The organism is Flavobacterium zhairuonense (assembly GCF_004352915.1).
Lineage (GTDB): Bacteria > Bacteroidota > Bacteroidia > Flavobacteriales > Flavobacteriaceae > Flavobacterium > Flavobacterium zhairuonense.
In genome coordinates, this window is sequence record NZ_SJSY01000073.1 from 283962 (window position 1) to 305162 (window position 21201).

General features: G+C 34.1%; 14 protein-coding genes. 11 read left to right on the forward strand and 3 right to left on the reverse strand.

All coding sequences use genetic code 11. From position 1 onward, the window contains the following. Window positions 1–4: 4 nt before the first annotated feature. Together EYY60_RS13470 and EYY60_RS13475 are read right to left on the reverse strand one after the other, a co-directional pair. Window positions 5–1480, reverse strand: a complete 1476-nt coding sequence (locus tag EYY60_RS13470; RefSeq protein WP_317128863.1) for a tetratricopeptide repeat-containing sensor histidine kinase — start codon at window positions 1478–1480, stop codon at window positions 5–7. A 274-nt stretch (window positions 1481–1754) separates the two neighbouring features. After that, window positions 1755–1940: a hypothetical protein gene (locus EYY60_RS13475; RefSeq protein ID WP_132989836.1), complete on the reverse strand. Its 186-nt coding sequence runs from the start codon at window positions 1938–1940 to the stop codon at window positions 1755–1757. A 365-nt stretch (window positions 1941–2305) separates the two neighbouring features. Between EYY60_RS13475 and EYY60_RS13480 the strand changes: the two genes are divergently transcribed. After that, window positions 2306–3268: a hypothetical protein gene (locus EYY60_RS13480; protein ID WP_132989837.1), complete on the forward strand. Its 963-nt coding sequence runs from the start codon at window positions 2306–2308 to the stop codon at window positions 3266–3268. A gap of 58 nt (window positions 3269–3326) precedes the next feature. On the opposite strand, the gene EYY60_RS13485 is transcribed toward EYY60_RS13480, so the two are convergent. Next, entirely contained in the window at window positions 3327–4943 is a 1617-nt protein-coding gene (locus EYY60_RS13485; RefSeq protein WP_132989838.1) for a L,D-transpeptidase family protein, read from the reverse strand. Between the two features lie 446 nt (window positions 4944–5389). On the opposite strand from EYY60_RS13485, the gene EYY60_RS13490 reads away from it, so the two are divergent. From EYY60_RS13490 to EYY60_RS13535, 10 genes are all read left to right on the forward strand, one after another. Continuing rightward, on the forward strand, window positions 5390–7543 hold the full coding sequence (locus tag EYY60_RS13490; protein ID WP_132989839.1) for an alpha-glucuronidase family glycosyl hydrolase: 2154 nt from the start codon (window positions 5390–5392) through the stop codon (window positions 7541–7543). A gap of 164 nt (window positions 7544–7707) precedes the next feature. After that, a complete protein-coding gene (locus EYY60_RS13495; RefSeq protein ID WP_132989840.1) occupies window positions 7708–8445 on the forward strand; it encodes an SDR family NAD(P)-dependent oxidoreductase in 738 nt (245 codons plus the stop codon). 176 nt (window positions 8446–8621) lie between these two features. Continuing rightward, entirely contained in the window at window positions 8622–9785 is a 1164-nt protein-coding gene (uxuA, locus tag EYY60_RS13500; protein ID WP_132990009.1) for a mannonate dehydratase, read from the forward strand. A 206-nt stretch (window positions 9786–9991) separates the two neighbouring features. Beyond that, complete coding sequence (locus EYY60_RS13505) at window positions 9992–12586, forward strand: glycosyl hydrolase 115 family protein (RefSeq protein ID WP_132989841.1); 2595 nt, start codon at window positions 9992–9994, stop codon at window positions 12584–12586. Between the two features lie 182 nt (window positions 12587–12768). Next, entirely contained in the window at window positions 12769–13878 is a 1110-nt protein-coding gene (locus EYY60_RS13510; protein WP_132989842.1) for an endo-1,4-beta-xylanase, read from the forward strand. Window positions 13879–14100: 222 nt separating this feature from the next. Next, window positions 14101–15534 carry an MFS transporter gene (locus EYY60_RS13515; protein WP_132989843.1) on the forward strand — a complete coding sequence of 478 codons (1434 nt, stop codon included), beginning with the start codon at window positions 14101–14103 and terminating at the stop codon, window positions 15532–15534. A gap of 28 nt (window positions 15535–15562) precedes the next feature. Continuing rightward, window positions 15563–16585 carry a glycoside hydrolase family 43 protein gene (locus EYY60_RS13520; protein WP_132989844.1) on the forward strand — a complete coding sequence of 341 codons (1023 nt, stop codon included), beginning with the start codon at window positions 15563–15565 and terminating at the stop codon, window positions 16583–16585. 29 nt (window positions 16586–16614) lie between these two features. Beyond that, window positions 16615–18357: a glycoside hydrolase family 43 protein gene (locus tag EYY60_RS13525; RefSeq protein WP_132989845.1), complete on the forward strand. Its 1743-nt coding sequence runs from the start codon at window positions 16615–16617 to the stop codon at window positions 18355–18357. Between the two features lie 345 nt (window positions 18358–18702). Continuing rightward, the gene (locus EYY60_RS13530) at window positions 18703–19710 is read left to right on the forward strand and encodes a GntR family transcriptional regulator (protein ID WP_132989846.1); all 1008 of its coding nucleotides are present in this window, start codon (window positions 18703–18705) and stop codon (window positions 19708–19710) included. A 2-nt stretch (window positions 19711–19712) separates the two neighbouring features. Next, window positions 19713–21194 (forward strand): xylulokinase, encoded by a 1482-nt coding sequence (locus tag EYY60_RS13535; protein ID WP_132989847.1) that lies wholly within the window; start codon window positions 19713–19715, stop codon window positions 21192–21194. The last annotated feature ends 7 nt before the right edge of the window (window positions 21195–21201 follow it).

The following is a 21201-nucleotide window of genomic DNA, read 5'->3' on the forward strand; positions in this document are numbered from 1 at the left end:
GCTTTTATTTAGGCATAGTTATTTTTACTTTAAAACCTTTTTGAGGTTCGGTTTCAAAAGTAATTGCTCCTTTTATAGATAAAATACGGTTTTCCATATTTTGTAAACCATTTTTTATAATCTTTGATTTTTCACAACCTTTTCCATTGTCTGAATAATTTATAAAGATTTTATTACCGTCGGTTTCAAATTTTAAAACAACTACTGAAGCTTCGCTATGCTTTTTCATGTTGACCATTAATTCTTGCAAGACTCGATGAATTGTTATCTTTTTAAGCCCTTCAATTGCATCCCAATTTATTTTTTCGATACCATTAATTGAGACATTTATATTTTTGTCGCTGTAAGTAGAAAGCATTTCTTTTAAATTTCTAGAATAATTTGTTCCAGAATCAATATCATTATTTTCTCTTGAAATACCTCGAACACGAGTATAAATATGATTTAGTTTTTGCAATAAGATTCCTGTATTATTTTCGGCTGTTAAAGATTGGGTTTGTGTAAAGGTTATGGTATCGAAGACATCATTTGCCAATTCATCATGAATATCTTTTGCAATTCTTGTTTCAGTGTCGTAGGCCGTTTTTATTTTTTCTACTCGATTTCGATTATCATAATGTTTTTTCAAATAGGCAAGTAAAAATAGAAGAATAATTAGAGTTCCAATAAATAGAAGTTTTTCATTTTCGGAATCTTTTTGGGCTACAGCTTTTTCTAAACGCAACTTCTCATTTTCGTCTTTTTCTTTTTTTGAATCGTATTTGATTTTTGCGAATTTGTTTTTAAAATTATTTCTAACTTTTAGGATGCTGTCATTTAAGAAAATGAATTTTTGAATGTATTCTGTTTTATTGATCACAGAATTATTGGTCATTAAAAATGATAACGCTTCTAAACGTTCATCAATACTGTTGAGTTTTGTGGCAGTTTCATAAGCATTTAAAGCATATTGTTTGGATTTTTGAGGCTCACTTTCGGTATAATATTCAGTTAAATGTAAATTGCTTTCAATACTTCCGTAATCGTCACTGTATTTATTTCTTGCATCTAAACCTTTTTGCATGAACAAAAGGCCTTTTTCATGCAATCCTTTTTTATATAGAGCATAGCCTAAATTATCTAAGATAAGCGCATTGCTATTTTGATATCCCTCTCCAGATTTTTTTGTATTTATAATTGATTCGAAGATTTTTATAGCGTTATCGTATTTCTTTTGATGAATATAAATAACTGCAATATTGTTTAAAGGAGTTTGTTTACATAAAGAGTCAGCACAATCTTTTAATGCCTCATTATAGTAATAAATAGCATCATCATAATTTGATAATTCTTTATCAGCAATTCCGAAAAAATTATTGATTGAAACACTATAAATGTCTTTTTTCTTGAGGTAGGGTAAGGCCTCGGTCAATGTTTCTTTGCTCCCATAATAATCTCCATTTATTTGCTGAATTGACGCCATTTGAATGAGATTATACATAATATTGGCACTGTCATTTAATGTTTCATATGCTATTTTTGCTTTATTGAAGTTGAGAAATGCTGCATTAAAATTTTTGTTTTCAAAGTTTATTAGTCCTTTTTCCCGATATGTGCTTGCTTCTTTTCTAATAGGTTCAGGTTGAGGAATACTGGTTTTCTTTTCTTTACATGAAAGAAGGAGCAGAAAAATTAAGGAATAAAAAAACGGGGATCGTAGCATAAAACTTACTTTCCCCGAAATTAATAATTATTTATAAACTAATCATCTTTATTTATTCATCAGCCGGTCCCGGTGGCGGTGGTGGTGGTTTTATTGTTCCGTCTCCAGGGCCATCATCAGCATAAGAAGGTTTTGCAGGATTAATTTCCTTTTTAACATCATCATATTCGTCGGCTGTGCAAGAGAATAATGTAGTTGACAATAGCGCGAACGCTCCCAATAAAAATATCTTTTTCATGTTTTTTTGATTAAATTTTAGACATGGGTATTGCTGTCCGGAACTATTCCAGATCTAGTCAATACCATTTTTTGTTTGGGAAGTGAAATGCGTAGAACAGTAAGATTTTCATCTATACTTCCCGGATAAATTCCGTCTTACGGTTTTCCGCATTTTTAATAAAACTAGTTTTGTATTTTTGTTTTTAACCTGCAGGTCATAACGTTAACTAATTTTGTTGAGGCAAAGTTATGTTGGGTTTAGAGCTGTATTGATCAGAAAGTCAGGAAAGTCTAATTAGTTTTTTTAAAGTCAGGATAAGTTCTAAAAAGTCACAAAAAGTAGAATAAAGTACTTTAGAAAAGTTGTAAAAAGTTCAAATGCCTATGTCAAACATTACTTTTGAAGATTATAAAAATGCTATTAAAGCGAAATATGAAAAGGAAAAAGAAGAAGGGGATTATTCAAATAATTTAAGTTCGCCAACACCTGCAAATCTTAGAAAATTATGTGTCAAAAGATTTAAGTCAAATCCCGATAAAGAAGACTTAAATGCTTTTGAATCTTTTTTTGATTTTCCATTTGATAAGGATAAAAAGAATTTGTTTGGAGATGATGAGATGAACAAATTAGAATCTGTTAGGAGATTTCTTTTAGGTAAAACTGAGAGACCAGCTGAAGATACTGTTCAATTAGCCGCAATACTTGTAGATCTTCAACCAAGACCTTTTAATAAGTATAGAAAACAAATTGATGAAGAAGATCTAGAATTATTCAATGAATTAAGAGGTGGTAATAATTTTGGTAAAGAAGTCTCTTCAGATAATGTGAATGATCAAGTGGAAATTGAAAATGCAAATGATTTAAAAACAGATTTTGTTGTAGAAGAATCTCTACCTGTTCAAAGTGAGGAAGTTAAATATGAAGAAACACCAATATCGACTTTTTTTAAAATGGACGAGAAACCAAAATCTAATAAATTTAAATATTTAGCAATTGTTGTAGTTCTAGCTGGATTAGGTTTAATTCTATATTTAATTCTGCCAAATAAAGAATGTATGCAATGGTCAGGCGATCATTATGAGGTTGTAGATTGTAGTTTAAAATCTGAAGGATTTATAAGTGGTAATCCTGTGGAGTTATTAGATGAAAATCTACTTGGTCTTAAGAAAATAAAGGTTTGTGACACAACAGTTTATTTTGATAAAAACCATAATGCAATTATCTGGTATGCAAAAAGAGGAGATAGTGTTGATTTTTTTAATAATCATGGAAGACATCCAGAAAATAATAGTCCATTAAAACCAGTTACAAAATATATTTTAGACAAATACGTCAATAAGAAGTAGAGAAAAAAAAATCTCCCAAAATAAAGTTTATTTTGGGAGATTTTTTATTTGATGAGGTTTATTCCTGATCCGATTTATAGGCAGTATCTTGTGGGAACAACATTCCATTTAGGCGAGTATCTCTTTGATAAACATCAGGATAAAAATTCATATTTCCATCTCTTGTTACCCACGCAGTAAAATAACCTATATAAATCGGGATTTTTTTCTTTAGGAAAAAAGGAGTTTCTTTTTCGCCGCTCATTGCTGCATCTATTTTGTCAGTGGTCCATTCCGGATAATCTTTCATCATTGAAACAGCAAGTTCTTTCGCTTTTTCCACATTGATACAACCGTGACTGAAAATACGTTTTTCAAATCCAAATAAACTTTTTGATGGAGAGTCATGCATATAAATGTCATTCGGATTTGGGAACATGAATTTCACAAGTCCTAAAGCATTATCTGGTCCTGGTTTCTGTCTCACTTTTCCGCCATTCCATTCCATGTTATGATCGGCCAGATAATTTTTGTCTTCGGCCATTTTTAGTTTTAATTCATTTTGAATGATGCTCGTCGGAACATACCAATACGGACTAAAAACAATACGGTCAATCTGTCCGCTAAAAATTACCGTTTTGGTTAAGGGCGTTCCTATGAAAACTTTTGAAACAATATCAAAATTTTTATCTCGCACAAAATAGAGCATAAACGACGGAATGTTGACCATTACATATTCCTGTTGATCTTCTAAAGAAGGCGGAATCCATCTGCAACGCTCCATATTCAGCATTATGGTTTTAATGCGGTCGCTGATGGGTTCGTTCATTTGGTCAATATGTTCTTTTGAAAGAATATAATTTGGCATCAATGCATGTCGGAGTTTATATTTCATTACACCATCCATCAACTCTTGATCATAAAAATTGCTTTTCGAATCGGTTGCTAAATCACCAATTATAAATAAACGATGTCTCACATCTGCAATGGTTTGAGAAGTAGCATCTGGACGCAAATCTGTATAAGGCGTGTCCATGTATATTGGAGTCCATTGTTTGCTTTTTTCGATTTCGCGGTATTTTTTTAAAACTTCTTGAAGTTTGTAATATTGGCTAAAAAGAACATGTTTATTTTCTTTCAATAAATCTGGATTGCCTACAATTGAATCAAGTAATGTTTCATATGAGAATTTTTTCTTTGGCAAATACCATTGAATTTTATCTTGTTCAGCAGCATCAATTCCCTGATAAACATGTTTTGCATATAAAATGTACATGGAACTCAATAAAAGTTCAGTATCAGAATCTGAAATTTTTGATTTTGATGCTGATTCTTCGTTAAAAACTTCGTCAAGTTTCTTTTTATAAGGAATTTCAATCTGAACGCCTTCTTCGTAAGTTGAATTTAATTTATGATATAAAAGATATCCAAATTCGTTTATATCATTTCCTTCAAACCAAATCGGTTTATAGGCTTTATTTTTATACAAAGCTGCAACATCTGTTTGGTAGGCTTTTAAATCAGAATATTTTTTAAAAAATGTACCTATTGAAGCAGTAGTAATTTCTGGAGAATAGGCAGAAAAAATAATTGTTTTAGAAGCTTCAGGAAGATGAAGATCATTTTTTGAAAAAACATTTGAGGAGCTAAAAAAAGTCCCCAGTAAAAGAATTACGGCAAAAGTAAAGTTTTTCATTTTTTTTGATTTTACGTTATAAATCCTCTTATAAAATATTGGAAACAAGCAGTAAGTTGTAAAAAAAATGATTTGGGGAAATCAGTATTTCTACTCAAATTTATAAAAAATATCTTAATATTTTGAGGTTTATATTTTAAGAAAATGTTCAAAAAAAAATATAACTGTTATAACTGAAAATTACTGTCAGACGATGAATGAAAGTGCAGGATAGTTTTTCAAATTATCCTGCCTTTATTTGTTAAAGAAATTATTTTTTGAAAAAAAATGAAGTAAAAGTTTTTTTCTTCAGTAGCAATCTTATATTTTTACGCAACCGATTGCAATTGTTGTTTTATTTCGAATAATGTATTTTTTGAATTAAAATTTTATCAAATATTTTTATACGGACGAAAAACACTGATTCATTCAAATTTGAAATTTTAAAGAATAAATTAAAAACCAAAATGACTTCATTAAGATTTGTTTTCCTTTTTCTTCTGATTTCCTTTTCCACTTCGGCACAAAAGGATTATAAATTGTGGCTTCAATATAATGCAGTTGCCAATTCATCAATAGTTTCAGAATATAAAAACAATCTTAAAGGAATTGTTGTTTTAGGAAATTCCGAAACGATTAAAATTGCTGAGAAAGAACTTAAAACCGGATTTTTGGATATGTTGGGAAATGTTCCCGGAATAAAATCGGAAATAAAAGAAGAAAATAACCTGATCGTAGGCGCTGAGTCTATATTAAATCCTGAAATAAAAAAGACAGTTAGTTCTGATCTTGATAAAATAAATAATGAAGGTTTTATCATCAAATCGGTTTCCATTCAAAATAAAAAACAAATCATTATTACCGGAAAAAATGACGTTGCTGTTTTATACGGAGTTTTTAATTTCCTGAGAATATTGCAAACTAATAAATCGGTTAAAAATTTAAACATTGCCGATTCTCCAAAAACAAATATCAGAATTCTGAATCATTGGGATAATTTAGACAGAACAGTGGAAAGAGGTTACGCCGGATTTTCACTTTGGAACTGGCAAAAATTACCTGATTTTATTGATCAGCGTTATATTGATTACGCCAGAGCGAATGCTTCAATTGGAATTAACGGAACGGTTTTGACTAATGTTAATGCCAATGCCCTAATTCTGACACCCCAATATTTAGAGAAAGTTGAAGCTTTAGCCAATGTTTTTAGACCGTACGGAATAAAAGTATATTTAACCGCAAGATTTTCGGCACCAATTGAAATAGGAAACTTAAAAACTGCCGATCCAAAAGATCCTGAAGTGATCAATTGGTGGAAAAACAAGTCAGCTGAAATCTATAAACGAATTCCAGATTTTGGCGGATTTTTGGTAAAAGCCAATTCTGAAGGTCAACCAGGACCGCAAAATTACGGTAGAGATCACGTTGACGGAGCGAATATGCTTGCCGATGCTGTTGCGCCTTTTGGTGGCGTAATTATGTGGAGAGCGTTTGTGTATTCAGAGCATGATGCAAATGATCGCGCTAAACAAGCTTTCGCTGAATTTCAGCCGTATGATGGAAAATTCAAAGAAAATGTAATTGTTCAGGTAAAAAACGGAGCAATCGATTTTCAGCCGAGAGAACCTTTTCATCCGTTATTTGGAGCGATGCCGAAAACGCCATTAATGATGGAATTTCAAATCACACAGGAATATTTAGGTTTTAGCACGCATTTGGTTTTTCTGCCAAAATTGTTTCAGGAAGTTTTGGAATCAGATACGTATCAAAAAGGTAAAGGCTCAACGGTTGCCAAAGTCGTTGACGGCAGTTTGTATCAAAATAAACTAACCGGAATTGCCGGCGTAGCTAATATTGGGAACGATTTAAACTGGACCGGACATCCTTTTGCACAAGCCAATTGGTATGGTTTCGGAAGATTGGCATGGAATCCTTATTTAGATTCTGAAACGATAGCTGATGAATGGTTGAGGTGTACTTTTTCCAATGATGAAAATTTCATAAAACCGGTTAAAGAAATAATGATAGAATCACGTGAAGCAGTTGTCAATTATATGACGCCTCTCGGATTGCATCACATTATGGATACCGGACATCATTATGGGCCAGGACCTTGGGTTTCGAATTTGTCAAGACCAGAATGGAATCCGACGTATTATCATAAAGCTGACAAAAACGGAATTGGTTTCGACAGATCAAAAACGGGAACCAATGCGACTGCACAATATGCACCTGAAGTTGCAAAACTTTTTGATAATTTAGAAACTTGTCCAGAGAAAGATCTTTTATGGTTTCATCATGTTTCATGGGATTATAAACTGAAAAACGGTCAGACGCTTTGGAATGGTTTGGCGCTAAAATATCAAGAAGGCGTAAATCAGGTAAAAGAGATGCAGAATGTCTGGAATAAAACGGAAAAATATATCGACAGTGACCGTTTTAATGAAGTTCGAATGTTGTTAGAAATTCAGAATAAAGAAGCAAAATGGTGGCGCGATGCCTGTTTGTTGTATTTTCAGCAATATTCTGGTAAAGAACTTCCGGTAGGAGTAGAAAAACCAACACAAACATTAGATTATTTTAAATCATTAAAATTTCCTTTTGCACCGGGAAATGGATAATAAATTGAATAATTATAACGCGGATAAAACGGATTCGCTATCGCGAAGACACGGAAAAAAACAGATTTTTGAATAAAAATATTAATAAAAAAATCCGTGTAAATCAGCGTTTTCGCGATAGCGAATCCGTTTCATCAGCGTCTAAAGATAGATATTAAAAAATTATGAGTAAAAAATTAGCAATTGTAACCGGAGGAAATTCGGGTTTAGGATTTGCAACAGCAAAAAAACTTTGTGATAACGGAATCACAACTTACATAATAGGAAGATCAAAAGAAAAAACAGAAGATGCTTGCAAGGAAATTGGCGAAAATGCTATTCCGGTAATCTTCGATTTGAATGATTTGGCCGGAATTCCTGCCATGATTGAAAGCATCACAAAGGATAATCCGATTGATATTTTGGTAAACAATGCGGGAATCAATCTGAAAAAAGAATTTTTAGACGTTACCGATGAAGATTTCCTATCGATAATTCACACGAATCTTTTGAGTGTTTTTGCAGTAAGCAAAGCAGTTGTAAAAAACATGAAAGAAAACGGCGCAGGAAGTATTGTAAACATCAGCTCGATGGCATCGCAATATGGAATTCCGAAAGTAATTGCTTATTCAGCAAGCAAAGGTGCGATCGAATCGATGACGCGTGCTATGGCAGTAGAACTAGCGCCATTCGGAATTCGCGTAAATTGTGTTGCTCCTGGTTTTATCAAAACGAAGATGTCGGCTAAAGCTTTGGACAGTGATCCAGAAAGAAAAAATAAAGTATTAGGAAGAACACCAATGGGCTTTTTGGGAGAACCTTCGGATATTGCAGATGCGGTTTATTATTTCGCTTTAAGCGAATCAAAATACACAACCGGAACTATTTTGCCTGTTGATGGCGGGAATAGTATCGGTTTTTAATTTTTAAATATTTTAAACACATAGAAACATAGATTTATATTTAATTCAAAAAAGATTAAAGAAAGAAACTAGTTTCTCACACATAGCTATGTGTATTAATGCAAGTGAAACGCCTTTTTTAGACAAAGAAAAACTATGTTTCTATGTGTTTATAAAAAACAGTCAGTATGACAAAAATGCAACAAACAATGCGTTGGTTTGGACCTCAGGACAACGTTACTTTATTAGATATCAAACAAGCTGGAGCAACCGGAATTGTAACCGCTTTGCATCATATTCCAGTTGGAGAAATCTGGACAATTGACGAGATTAAAGAAAGACAGCAAATCATTAAAAATGCTGGATTGGAATGGTCGGTTGTAGAAAGTCTTCCGGTTCATGAAGAAATAAAACGTGCTTCTGGAAATTATCTTCAGTACATTGAAAATTATAAAATCAGTTTAAAGAATCTGGCAGATTGTGGAATCAAAATCATTACTTATAATTTCATGCCGATTCTGGATTGGGTGAGAACGAATCACAATTTTATAAACGTTGATGAAAGTAAAGCTTTACTGTATAATCAGGATGCATTTACCTATTTTGATGTTTTTCTTTTGAAAAGACCGAATTCGGAAAATGATTATTCAGATGCTGAAAAAGAAAAAGCGTTGCAATTTGGAAATCAATTATCTGAAGATGAAAAAGCATTATTGTTTAAAAATGTTTTATTAGGATTGCCAGGAAGTAAAATCAATTTTACAGCCGAACAAATTTTGGCGCTTTTAGAAAATTATGCCGATATCGACAATCAAAAACTAAGTGAAAACCTGATTTATTTTTTATCAGAAGTAACTCCGATTGCTGAGGTAAACGGACAAAAATTAGCGATTCATCCTGATGATCCGCCGTTTTCGGTTTTAGGTCTTCCGAGAATTGTTTCTACAGAAGCTGATTTAAAGGCGATTTTTGATGAGGTTCCTTCAAAAGCAAATGGATTATGTTATTGCACAGGTTCATTAAGCGCTGATCCAAAAAATAATCTGGAAAAAATAATTGATGATTACGGTGACCGAATTCACTTTTTGCATCTGAGAAATACCATCCGCGAAAGTGAAACTATTTTCAGAGAATCAGAGCATTTGTATGGCGATGCGAATATGCCTGTTATCGTCGAAAAACTTTTGTTGTTGATGAATAAAACAAAAGTGAGTCTCCCAATGCGTCCAGATCACGGTTTTTTGCATAGAGTTGATGAAACTACGGAGACTTATCCAGGTTATTCATTGACAGGACGATTAAAAGGTTTGGCGGAATTAAGAGGTTTGGAAATGGGAATTGCTTATAAATTGAATTTGTAAATATTTTTCGTGTTAGACCGACAGGTTTTAAAAACCTGTCAGGTCTTCGATGAGAAAATAAGCGTTTTGTTTGTCATTCCGAGGAACGAGGAATCTCCACAAGAAGCTCGACAAAGCTTGACGACGCTCTATGCGGAATTACTAGTGTGATTTCTCCCTTCGGTCGAAATGACAAAGCAAATGCAAAAAAAAGAAAATATGATTCTATGTGCTTAAAAATTAAAACTTCATACATAATTCTACTGCTTTTCCTAATCGGATTAAGCGCAAATTCGTATGCCATAAATCCTGAGAAATATGTAGTAAATCAAGCTTCTGCAGAAAATTTTCCTTTGGTTTCAAAAGGAAAAATTGCTTCGATTTTGGTTGACGATAAAGATTATGCAGGAGTTTTAAAAGTCACAGGACATTTAGAAAATGATATTTTCAAAGTTTCAGATTTGCATCCAAAACAGATTAAAACTATTTCTGAAGCCGAAGATTTTGTTGTCATAATTGGGACTTTAGGAAAAAGCGAAATCATTGATCAATTAGCCAAAGAAGGAAAAATTGATGCGAATCAGCTTCAGGGGAAATGGGAAAAATTTACGACCCAAATTGTTGAAAATCCGTTTAAAGGAATAAAAAAAGCCTTGGTAATTGCAGGTTCAGATAAACGAGGAACGATTTACGGAATTTATGATTTGTCTAGTCAAATTGGAATTTCGCCATGGTATTTTTGGGCGGATGTTCCAATTAAAAAACAATCAGAATTGCATGTTTTGCCCGGAATTCATTCACAAGGAGAACCAAAAGTAAAATATCGCGGTATTTTTATAAATGATGAAGCACCAGCATTAACAGGCTGGGCTTTCGAAAAATTCGGCGGATTCAATTCGAAGTTTTATGACAACGTTTTTGAATTAATTCTGCGAATGAAAGGCAATTATTTGTGGCCGGCAATGTGGGGAAGAATGTTTTATGTGGATGATCCGCAGAATGCTGTTTTGGCTGATGAATATGGAATTGTGATGGGGACTTCGCATCACGAACCCTTAACAAGAGCGCATGCGGAATGGGGAAAAGAAAAAGGGAAATGGGATTTTAATACCAATTCAGAAACCTTGATTAATTTCTGGAAAGACGGAATTAAACGAATGGGAAATAAAGAAACCATTGTGACCATTGGAATGCGAGGCGACGGTGACGAACCTATGACGCAAGGAACTGCAATTGGGCTTTTGGAAAATATCGTAAAAACACAGCGAAATATTATTCAGGAAGTTACTAAAAAACCAATTGAAGAAACGCCTCAAATGTGGGCGCTTTATAAAGAAGTTCAGGATTATTACGACAAAGGAATGACCGTGCCCGATGATGTAACGCTTTTATTGTGCGATGATAATTGGGGAAATATTAGAAAACTGCCAGAATTAAATGCTAAGCCAAGAAAAGGCGGTTACGGAATTTATTATCATTATGATTACGTAGGTGGACCGCGAAATTATAAATGGATCAACACCAATCAAATTGAGCGTACGTGGGAACAAATGGACTTGGCGTATCAACACGGCGTTGATAAAATTTGGATCGTAAATGTGGGCGATATAAAACCAATGGAATTTCCGATTGAGTTTTTCCTTGATATGGCTTGGAATCCTGAAAACTTCAACGCTGGAAATTTGCAAGATTATTATGTGAATTGGGCAAAAGAGAATTTTGGAAATCAATTTACAGGAGAAATTGCGGAGATTTTAAAATTGTATACCAAATATAATGCGCGCAGAAAACCTGAATTATTAGATGCTAAAACTTATAGTATTACCAATTATAATGAAGCAGAAAGCGTTTTAGCAGATTATCAGAAATTGGTTGAAAAAGTAAATTATATTAACGAAAAATTGAAGCCAGAATATAAAGATGCTTATTATCAGTTGGTTTTGTTTCCGGTTTTGGCAAGTGCCAATTTAAATGAATTGTATGTTGCAACGGCCAAAAATCATTTATACGCAGAGCAGGGAAGAGCTTCGGCAAATGATTATGCTGAAAAAGTAAAAATGTTATTCGAAAAAGATAGTCTGTTGACGAACTATTATCATACTAAAGTCGCGAACGGTAAATGGAATTATATGATGTCGCAGACGCATATTGGCTATACAAATTGGCAACAGCCGGATAAAAATGTAATTCCGAAAACGAAAACAGTTGAGGTTTCAAATAAAACCGAAGCAAAAATTTCTGCGAAAGCTGAAACATCCAATAATAAAAATAGAAATCTAGATCATGTTCGTGGTTTTGTTGAGGATAACGGTTACATTTCGATAGAAAGTAAAAATTATTCTAAAGCAATAAATGCCGATGGTGCAAAATGGACGACAATTCCAAATCTTGGAAAAACAGATTCTGGAGTGACGTTAAAACCTTCGAACATCAAGCCAATTGAAATTTCGGAACAATCGCCAAGACTAGAATATGATGTTCATTTTTTCAGCAAAGGAAATGTGAAAGTAAAGGCCTATTTTTCGCCGACAATTAATTTTAAAATCGGAGACGGATTGAAATATGGAATTGCTTTTGATTCGGAAAAACCACAAATCATGAACCTCAATGCAGATTCTTCAGAAAAAGCTTGGGCAGAATCGGTTGCGAATAATATTAAAATAATAACATCGGAACATCAAATTGAAAAATCTGGAAATCATATCCTTAAATTTTACGGAATTGATCCGGCTTTAGTACTTCAAAAAATTGTAATTGAAACAGAAGAAGGAAAAGTTTTGGAGTCATATTTAGGACCGCCGGAGAGTTTTAGGAAGGAATAAAATAAAGGAGATAATCCGTGCTGTTTGTCATTCCGAGGAACGAGGAATCTCCGCAAGAGACTCTACAAAGTTGATCCAGCACGCGGAGCTACTTACGGAGATTCCTCGTTCCTCGGAATGACAAGATTAAGGATGATTTCCAAGAGATAAAAAAAAACGATTAACTATTAAAACCACAAAATATGAAATTTATTAACCCTTATGTGTTTGCCGTCGCAACTTTAGTGATGGTAAGCTGTTCTTCTAAAAAAGAAGTTCTGACATTAAAAGATGCTTACAAAGACGATTTCTACATTGGAACGGCGTTAAGCGCAGATCAAATTCAAGAAAAGAATACAAAAGAAGACTCGTTGATTCGTAAAGAATTTAATGCCATTACAGCAGAAAATATCATGAAATCAATGTTCACACATCCGGAAAAGGATAAGTACGATTTTACATTAGCGGACAAATTTGTGGCATACGGCGAAAAAAACAAAATGTTTATTCATGGACATACTTTGATTTGGCACAGCCAATTAGCGCCTTGGATGGAAAAAATAAAAGATAGTACCGAGATGAAAGCGTTTATGCAAGATCATATCACGACAATTGTTTCTAAATACAAAGGAAGAGTGAAGTCGTGGGACGTTGTTAATGAAGCTTTAAACGATGATGGAACTTTAAGAAAATCGGTTTTTTTGAATACACTTGGAGAACAATATTTAGTTGACGCTTTCAAACAGGCAGCAAAAGCAGATCCAAAAGCTGATTTGTATTACAACGATTATAATATTGAAGAACCAGCAAAAAGAGCCGGTGCGATCGCTTTAATCAAAAAAATAAAAGCTGCGGGCGGAAAAGTTGATGGCGTTGGTATTCAAGGACATTGGCGTTTAGCAAGTCCGTCGATAGAAGAAATCGAAAAAAGTATTTTGGAATATTCGGCTTTAGGAATAAAAGTGGCTTTTACAGAATTGGATATTACGGTTTTACCAAATCCGTGGGATTTAAAAGGAGCCGATGTGAATCAGAAATTTGAAGGAAACGACAAAATGAATCCGTATCCAAAAGCATTGCCAGATTCTATTCAGAATAAATTGGCAGAACGTTATGCTTCTATTTTCAAGTTGTTTTTAAAGCATAAAGACAAAATAAGCAGAGTTACTTTTTGGGGCGTTCACGATGGACAATCATGGTTAAATGACTGGCCTATAAAAGGAAGAACAAATTATCCGTTGCCTTTTGATGCTCACTTAAAACACAAAAAAGTGTACGATAGTATTCTGCAGCTTAAAGAGAAAAAAGAATAGAAAAGAGTGCGAATTCTATTTATTGAGAATGCCCATAAACTGTTTTTGTGAAAATTATGCAATAAAGCAAAGTAAATTTGCATGGTATATTTTTTTTACTAAATTTACACAACCGATTGCTTAAGCAGAAACCTTTTGAAATCAGTGCAAGAGCTAACTAAAAGAATCAAGATTTTGTAAGTATTGATTTTAAAACTAACCAAAAATAACCACGAACCAATAATGAATTTTAACTCCCAAAAATTATCCATAAAAGAAAAAATTGGATACAGCTTAGGTGATCTTGCCGCAAATTTGGTCTTTCAGACTCTTATGACTTATCTGGCGTATTTTTATACTGATATTTACGGATTATCGCCAGCACATTCGTCAATAATAATGTTGGTTGTCGGTTTAATTGCGGCGTTTATTTTTAATCCAATTATTGGTGTTTTGGCCGACAGAACAACTAGTAAATGGGGAAAATTCAGACCTTGGATTTTATGGACCGCTGTACCGCTTGGCGTAATCGCATTGTTGGCTTTTACCACACCCAATTTCTCGTACCAAGGAAAAGTAATTTATGCAGTTGTAACGTATAGTTTATTGTTGCTTTTGTATGCAGGAAATAATTTGCCATATTCTGCCTTAAGCGGTGTAATTACGGGTGATATGGGCGAGCGAAACAGTATGTCTTCGTACCGTTTTGTAGCTGTTATGTTTGCGCAGTTTTTTGTTCAGGTTTTTATGCTTGGCATTATAAAAAGTGCTGGAAATGGAGATAAAGCTGTTGGTATTGAAAAAGTGATGACCGTTTTAGCAATTGTTGGAACCATTATGCTTTTGATTACTTTTTTCACTACAAAAGAACGCATTGTTCCAAAACCAGAACAAAAATCAAGTGTAAAAGAAGATTTAAGCGATTTGGTAAAAAACCGACCATGGGTAATCATGCTTTCGCTTACGACTTTGGTTTTTGTTACCTTGGCAATGAAAGGCGGATCGTATGTATATTATTTTGAAAATTATGTTGATAAGGAGCAATTAGCCATTTTTATTCAGCCTATTTTAGATACTTTGTCGAAAATCGGATTGAATCATTTTGGGAATGATCCTGTTTCAGCCGGATTCGGATTGTTTAATGCCGGCGGTATTATCTTTATGATCGTCGGAATTACGCTTTCGAAAAGCCTTGCAGATAAATACGGAAAGCGAAATGTGTTTGGTTTGTTTTTATTCATTTCGACACTTTTCATCATCGCTTTTTATTTCTTTCCGTCAACCTCAATTGGCTTTATATTTTTCTCCCAAATTCTGCACGGATTTTTCTACGGAATCACAATCCCAATTCTTTGGGCCATGATCGCCGATGTTGCCGATTATTCAGAATGGTTGAATAACCGCCGTGCAACTGCTATTATTTTCTCGGCAATGATGGTTGGTTTAAAAGCTGGTTTGAGTATTGGAGGCGCTTTAACCACTTCATTATTAGGATATTTTAATTATGTGCCAAATGCAGGACAACAAACAGATATAGCTATAAACGGAATAAAATTGCTTGTGAGTATTTTTCCGGCAATACCTTTCCTGATTGGTGTTGGATTATTGTTTTTCTACAAAATTGACAAGAAAATGGAAGTGCAGATTGAATCTGATTTAAAAGAAAGAAGAGTTTAATGTATTAAAAAAATTAAAAAAAGAGAATATGCCAGAAGATAGTATTGAAAACATTGACTTTGCAGCGTTAGATAGGCGCGCGATTTCAAATCCATTAGTAAATCATATTTATACTGCCGATCCATCAGCACACGTTTTTAACGGCAAAATTTATATCTATCCATCGCACGACATCGACGCAGGGATTCCGTTTAATGACAATGGAGACCACTTTGGGATGGAGGATTATCACGTTATTTCAATGGATAATATCAATGCAGAAGCTGTAGATCATGGAGTGGCTTTGCACGTAGATGATGTCCCTTGGGCCGTAAGACAAATGTGGGCGCCAGATGCTACATGTAAAAACGGTAAATATTATTTGTATTTTCCAGCAAAGAATGAAGACGGAATTTTTCAGATTGGTGTTGCGATAAGTGATTCTCCAACTGGTCCTTTTAAGCCTGAAGAAAAAGCGATTAAAGGCAGTTATAGTATTGATCCAGCTGTTTTTGAAGATAATGACGGCAAACACTATATTTATTTTGGAGGAATTTGGGGAGGCCAGCTTCAAAAATATAGAAATAATATATATGATAAAGGAAATGAAGAACCATCAGCAAATGAAAAAGCATTAGGCCCAATTGTGGCTAGGCTTACTGATGATATGCTGGAATTTGCAGAAGCTCCAAAAGAGATCAAGATTCTCGATGAAAACGGAAATATGCTTCTTGCAGGTGATAACGATCGCCGCTTTTTTGAAGCTTCATGGGTTCATAAATACAACGGAAAATATTATTTCTCGTATTCAACAGGCGATACACATTTCATTTGTTACGCCACTGGTGATAGTCCGTATGGGCCTTTTACATATCAGGGAAGAATTTTAAATCCTGTTGTAGGTTGGACTTCGCATCATTCGATTTGCGAAATTGAAAATGAGTGGTATTTGTTTTACCACGATTCGAGTTTGTCAAAAGGGGTAACGCATTTGCGATCTATAAAAGTGACTAAAATCAAATATAATGAAGATGGGTCAATTGTAACAATAGATCCTTATAAAGAAGATTAAACAGACGATTTTCAAAATTAATTCTGAAGATGATTGACTTAAGAACAGCTAGTTTAAAAATTACAGTATTAACCTTTTCTATGGTTAGTGTAATGGCATGTAAAAAAATTTTCCTGAAACCACAACCGGTTGTTCAAGGAAATACTGCTGTTTTTGACTGGTTTAATTATCAAGGAAAAGATGATGTGTATGCAAATATTTCCAAATCAGAAGGAGAGTATCTGAATCCGATTTTAGCGGGATTTTATCCGGATCCTACGATTTGTAGTGCAAACGGAAAATTTTATCTTGTTAATTCATCTTTTTGCTATTTTCCTGGGCTTCCTATTTTTGAAAGCGCTGATTTAGTAAACTGGAAACAAATTGGAAATATCATCAACCGTCGCGAACAGGCTGATTTTGGAAATTCGCGTTTGTCAGGCGGCATGTATGCACCAACGATTCAATACAATAAAGGCTTTTTTTATGTGATTTGTACCAATGTTAGCGGAGTCGGTAATTTTATTGTTACGACTAAAAATCCGTCTGGGCCATGGTCAAATCCGATTGCGCTTCCAGAAGTTAACGGAATTGATCCGGATATTTTCTTTGATGAAGACGGAAAAGTGTATATCACACATAATGGACCTCCACCAAATAATATTTCGCTTCATGATGGACATCGTGCCATTTATATGTTGGAATATGATTTGGAAAAACAGAAAATCATAACAGAACCGAAATTAGTTATTAACGGAGGAACCGACATGGCTAAAAAGCCAGTTTGGATCGAAGGTCCGCACGTACTTAAAAAAGACGGATTTTATTATATGATTTGCGCGCAAGGCGGAACAGGTTTTAATCATTCTGAAGTAGTTTTTAGAAGTAAAAGTGTTTACGATCCTTATGAAAGTTATGCCCATAATCCGATTTTGACGCAGAGACATTTAGATCCGAATCGTAAAAATTTAGTTTCTACTACAGGTCATGTTGATTTTGTGCAATTGCCAAATGGTGACTGGTGGTCCGTATTTTTGGGTTGTCGTCCTTATGAAGGCGATTTATACAATACAGGAAGAGAAACTTTTATGATGCCTGTAGAATGGAAAAACGGCTGGCCGGAAATTATTGGCGGTAACGAAGCAATTCCGATGAAAAATAAACGTCCGAATCTGCCTCTTTCAAAACAAAAAGTAGAACCAAATAATGGAAATTTTGTTTGGAAAGATGATTTTGATTCGAATGAATTGAACTTAAAATGGAATTTTATCAGAACGCCTTCTGAAAAATGGTACGAACTGATTAACGGAAAACTATTAATCAAACCAAGAAAAGAGTCAATTCATACTGAAACTAATTTTTCTTTTATTGGAAGAAGACAACAGCATTTAAAATTTGAAGCTTCGGTAAAGTTTGAGTTTGCACCAAAAAATAATTTACAAGTTGCGGGATTGACTGCTTTTCAGAATGAAAAACATTATTTGTTGATTGGAAAGCGATTGAATTCAGAAGGAAAGGAAGAAGTTTTTGTTGAAAGAACGGCTGGTAAAATCAATAATGGAAAATCAGAGATAATTGCTAAAAAAGAGCTTGTGAATGCTGATAAAGCATTGTTTGTAAAGATTGAAGGAAACGGAAGATTATATAGTTTTTACTTTAAAACGAAAGATAAAGAAAAGTGGGATTTGTTAATTAAAGATGTTGACGGATCAATTTTAAGTACAAAAGAAGCAGGCGGATTTGTAGGGACGTATTTGGGGATGTATGCGTCGAGTGAGCATTTTGAGCAATAGTTTTTCAGAAGTCCCAGAGGGACGGAATATTTATAGAATTTTTAGAACGCCCAATGGTAAAAAGCCCCAGCGGGGTAATATATTGTTTTGCGATAAATGTGTCGCTCCGCTGGAGCTTTTAATCTGCGTGGATATGAATTTTCTATAAATATTGCGCTCTTCCAGAGCTATACAGAGATTATAAATATTGTGGATGAATCTTTTGCGAACCTTGCGTAATCCTTTGCGGACTTTGCGGTTAAATGATTTTCAAGAAGTAAAAAAAAATAACATAATTAACATAAATAATAATTTTTTATAAAAGTTTTTTAGCTACTTTAGCATAACAGAACGGAACAGAACGGTATGCTAAAAGAAGAAGAAAAATTTGAGTTTATAATAAATCATGAAAGTGATATTCCGAAGTATCAGCAGTTGGTGGATGGAATTACAAATTCGATTGCGGAGAATATTTTGCAAAAGGGAGATTTGCTTCCATCGGTGAATGTGATCTGTAAAACGTATCAGCTTTCAAGAGATACGGTTTTTAAGGCGTATTCGATTCTGAAAGATCAAAAAGTGATTGATTCTGTGCCGAATAAAGGCTATTATGTAGCTGGGGAAACTCGAAAAGTGCTTTTGGTTTTAGATACCTTTAAGGCTTATAAAGAGGTTTTGTATCATTCGGTTGTGAATAATCTGCCAGATAATGTGATTATTGATGTGCAGTTTCACCATTATAATATTGATGTTTTTAAAACGATCATTAATAACGGGATCGGGAAGTATTATAAATATGTGGTGATGAATTTTGACCACAAAGATATTGCGCCGGCATTGTCGGCAATTGCAGGCGATAAACTGCTTTTGATTGACTGGAATATTCAGGCAGATAAAGCCCAGAATTATGTATTTCAGGATTTCGGAAAAGCATTTTATGAGTCTTTGACAGAAGCGGTGGATTTGTTTAAAAAATATAAAAAGATACAATTTGTATATCCTGATTTTACGAATCACCCGTGGGAAACGGTGGAGTTTTTTAAGAAATTCTGTGCCGATTTTGGTTTTGAATATGAAGTGATTACAGATCCAAAGAAGTTCAATATCGAAAAAGGAATTGCCTATATCAGTGTAAGCGACAGGATTTTAGGGCACTTTTTGGAGCAGTGCAAAGAGAAAGATTACGAACCGGGAAAAGATGTTGGCTTTTTGTCATACAACGAAACCCCGATGAAGAAATTTATATACAAAGGAATTTCGGTTGTTTCAACTGATTTTAAAGAAATAGGAACCAAAGCAGCGGCATTTATTACGCATGACGAAGAAACGAAGTGTTATGTGCCGACAAAATTAATAATAAGAGAATCATTGTAAGTATGTATTATATTGGATATGATATTGGAAGTTCTTCTGTGAAAGCAGCAATTGTTGAAGCAGAAACGGGTAAAAAAGTGATCGTTTTGAATGAACCTCAGAACGAAATGGAAATCCTTTCGATTCACCCAGACTGGGCGGAACAAGATCCTGAAATGTGGTGGCAGTACATTTGTACGGCGACAAAAAGAGCGATTAAAGAAGCTAATATTGACGCATCTAAAATTCAAGGAATTGGTATTTCGTACCAAATGCATGGATTGGTGATTGTAGATCAAGAAGGCGCTCCGTTACGAAATTCAATTATCTGGTGTGACAGCCGTGCGGTCGAAATTGGAAATAAGGCTTTCGCCGAAATTGGAGAAGAGAAATGCATGTCGCATTTATTGAATTCGCCAGGAAATTTTACGGCTTCGAAATTAAAATGGGTGAAAGAAAACGAGCCTGAAGTTTATAAAAAAATCTCAAAATACATGCTTCCGGGTGATTACATCGCTTTGAAATTGACAGGCGAAGTAACGACAACTAAAAACGGTTTGTCTGAAGGAATGCTTTGGGATTATAAAGAAAATAAAGTAGCCGACTGGCTTTTAGAATATTATGGAATTGATACAGTATTAACTCCAAAAATTGTAGAGAATTTTACGAATCAAGGTGTTGTTACCGAAAAAGCTTCACAAGAATCTGGTCTTCCTGCAGGAATTCCGATTGTGTATAGAGCAGGAGATCAGCCTAATAATGCTTTGTCATTAAATGTGCTTCGTCCAGGAGAAGTTGCAGCAACAGGTGGTACGTCGGGCGTTTTTTATGCTGTTACAGAAACAAACTCAGGAAAAAGTACTCGTGTAAACAACTTTGTTCATGTAAATTATACAGAATCAAATCCGAGAGTTGGAAAATTGCTGAATATAAACGGAGCGGGAATTCAATACCGATGGATGCGAAACAATATCGGAAATGAGTCGTATGAAGAAATGAACGAAAAAGCATCTCAGATAAATGTAGGCTCACAAGGATTGGTTGTAATTCCGTTTGGAAATGGAGCTGAAAGAATGTTCAATAACAAAAACATTGGGTCTCATATTTTAAACCTGAATTTTAATATTCATACCAACGCACATTTATTCAGAGCATCTTTGGAAGCTATCGCATTTTCTTTTGTTTACGGAATGGAATGCCTGAAAGATGATAATGCAACGATTAATGTGATTAGAGCTGGAAATGATAATTTATTCCGTTCCGAAATTTTTTCTAATACAGTTGCCACATTAATTGGACATGAAATAGAAATTTACAATACAACCGGAGCAGTAGGAGCAGCAAGAGCAGTAGGCTTGACAGATGGTGACTTTGAAAAATTTGGTTCAGGAATTACAACGAACGATCACGTAATGACCTTTTTGCCTCTAAAAAATAAAGAGGAATACGAAACGGCTTATCAGAAATGGAAAAAAGAATTAGAATTAATATTAACAACTAAATAAAAAGATA

Coding starts and splice junctions, on each gene's coding strand:
- EYY60_RS13470 (WP_317128863.1), bottom strand. CDS start 1,480: ATGTATAATCTCATTCAAATGGCGTCAATTCAGCAAATAAATGGAGAT.
- EYY60_RS13530 (WP_132989846.1), top strand. CDS start 18,703: ATGCTAAAAGAAGAAGAAAAATTTGAGTTTATAATAAATCATGAAAGT.
- EYY60_RS13525 (WP_132989845.1), top strand. CDS start 16,615: ATGATTGACTTAAGAACAGCTAGTTTAAAAATTACAGTATTAACCTTT.
- EYY60_RS13535 (WP_132989847.1), top strand. CDS start 19,713: ATGTATTATATTGGATATGATATTGGAAGTTCTTCTGTGAAAGCAGCA.
- EYY60_RS13475 (WP_132989836.1), bottom strand. CDS start 1,940: ATGAAAAAGATATTTTTATTGGGAGCGTTCGCGCTATTGTCAACTACA.
- EYY60_RS13480 (WP_132989837.1), top strand. CDS start 2,306: ATGTCAAACATTACTTTTGAAGATTATAAAAATGCTATTAAAGCGAAA.
- EYY60_RS13490 (WP_132989839.1), top strand. CDS start 5,390: ATGACTTCATTAAGATTTGTTTTCCTTTTTCTTCTGATTTCCTTTTCC.
- EYY60_RS13515 (WP_132989843.1), top strand. CDS start 14,101: ATGAATTTTAACTCCCAAAAATTATCCATAAAAGAAAAAATTGGATAC.
- EYY60_RS13495 (WP_132989840.1), top strand. CDS start 7,708: ATGAGTAAAAAATTAGCAATTGTAACCGGAGGAAATTCGGGTTTAGGA.
- EYY60_RS13520 (WP_132989844.1), top strand. CDS start 15,563: ATGCCAGAAGATAGTATTGAAAACATTGACTTTGCAGCGTTAGATAGG.
- EYY60_RS13510 (WP_132989842.1), top strand. CDS start 12,769: ATGAAATTTATTAACCCTTATGTGTTTGCCGTCGCAACTTTAGTGATG.
- EYY60_RS13485 (WP_132989838.1), bottom strand. CDS start 4,943: ATGAAAAACTTTACTTTTGCCGTAATTCTTTTACTGGGGACTTTTTTT.
- EYY60_RS13505 (WP_132989841.1), top strand. CDS start 9,992: ATGTGCTTAAAAATTAAAACTTCATACATAATTCTACTGCTTTTCCTA.
- uxuA (WP_132990009.1), top strand. CDS start 8,622: ATGCAACAAACAATGCGTTGGTTTGGACCTCAGGACAACGTTACTTTA.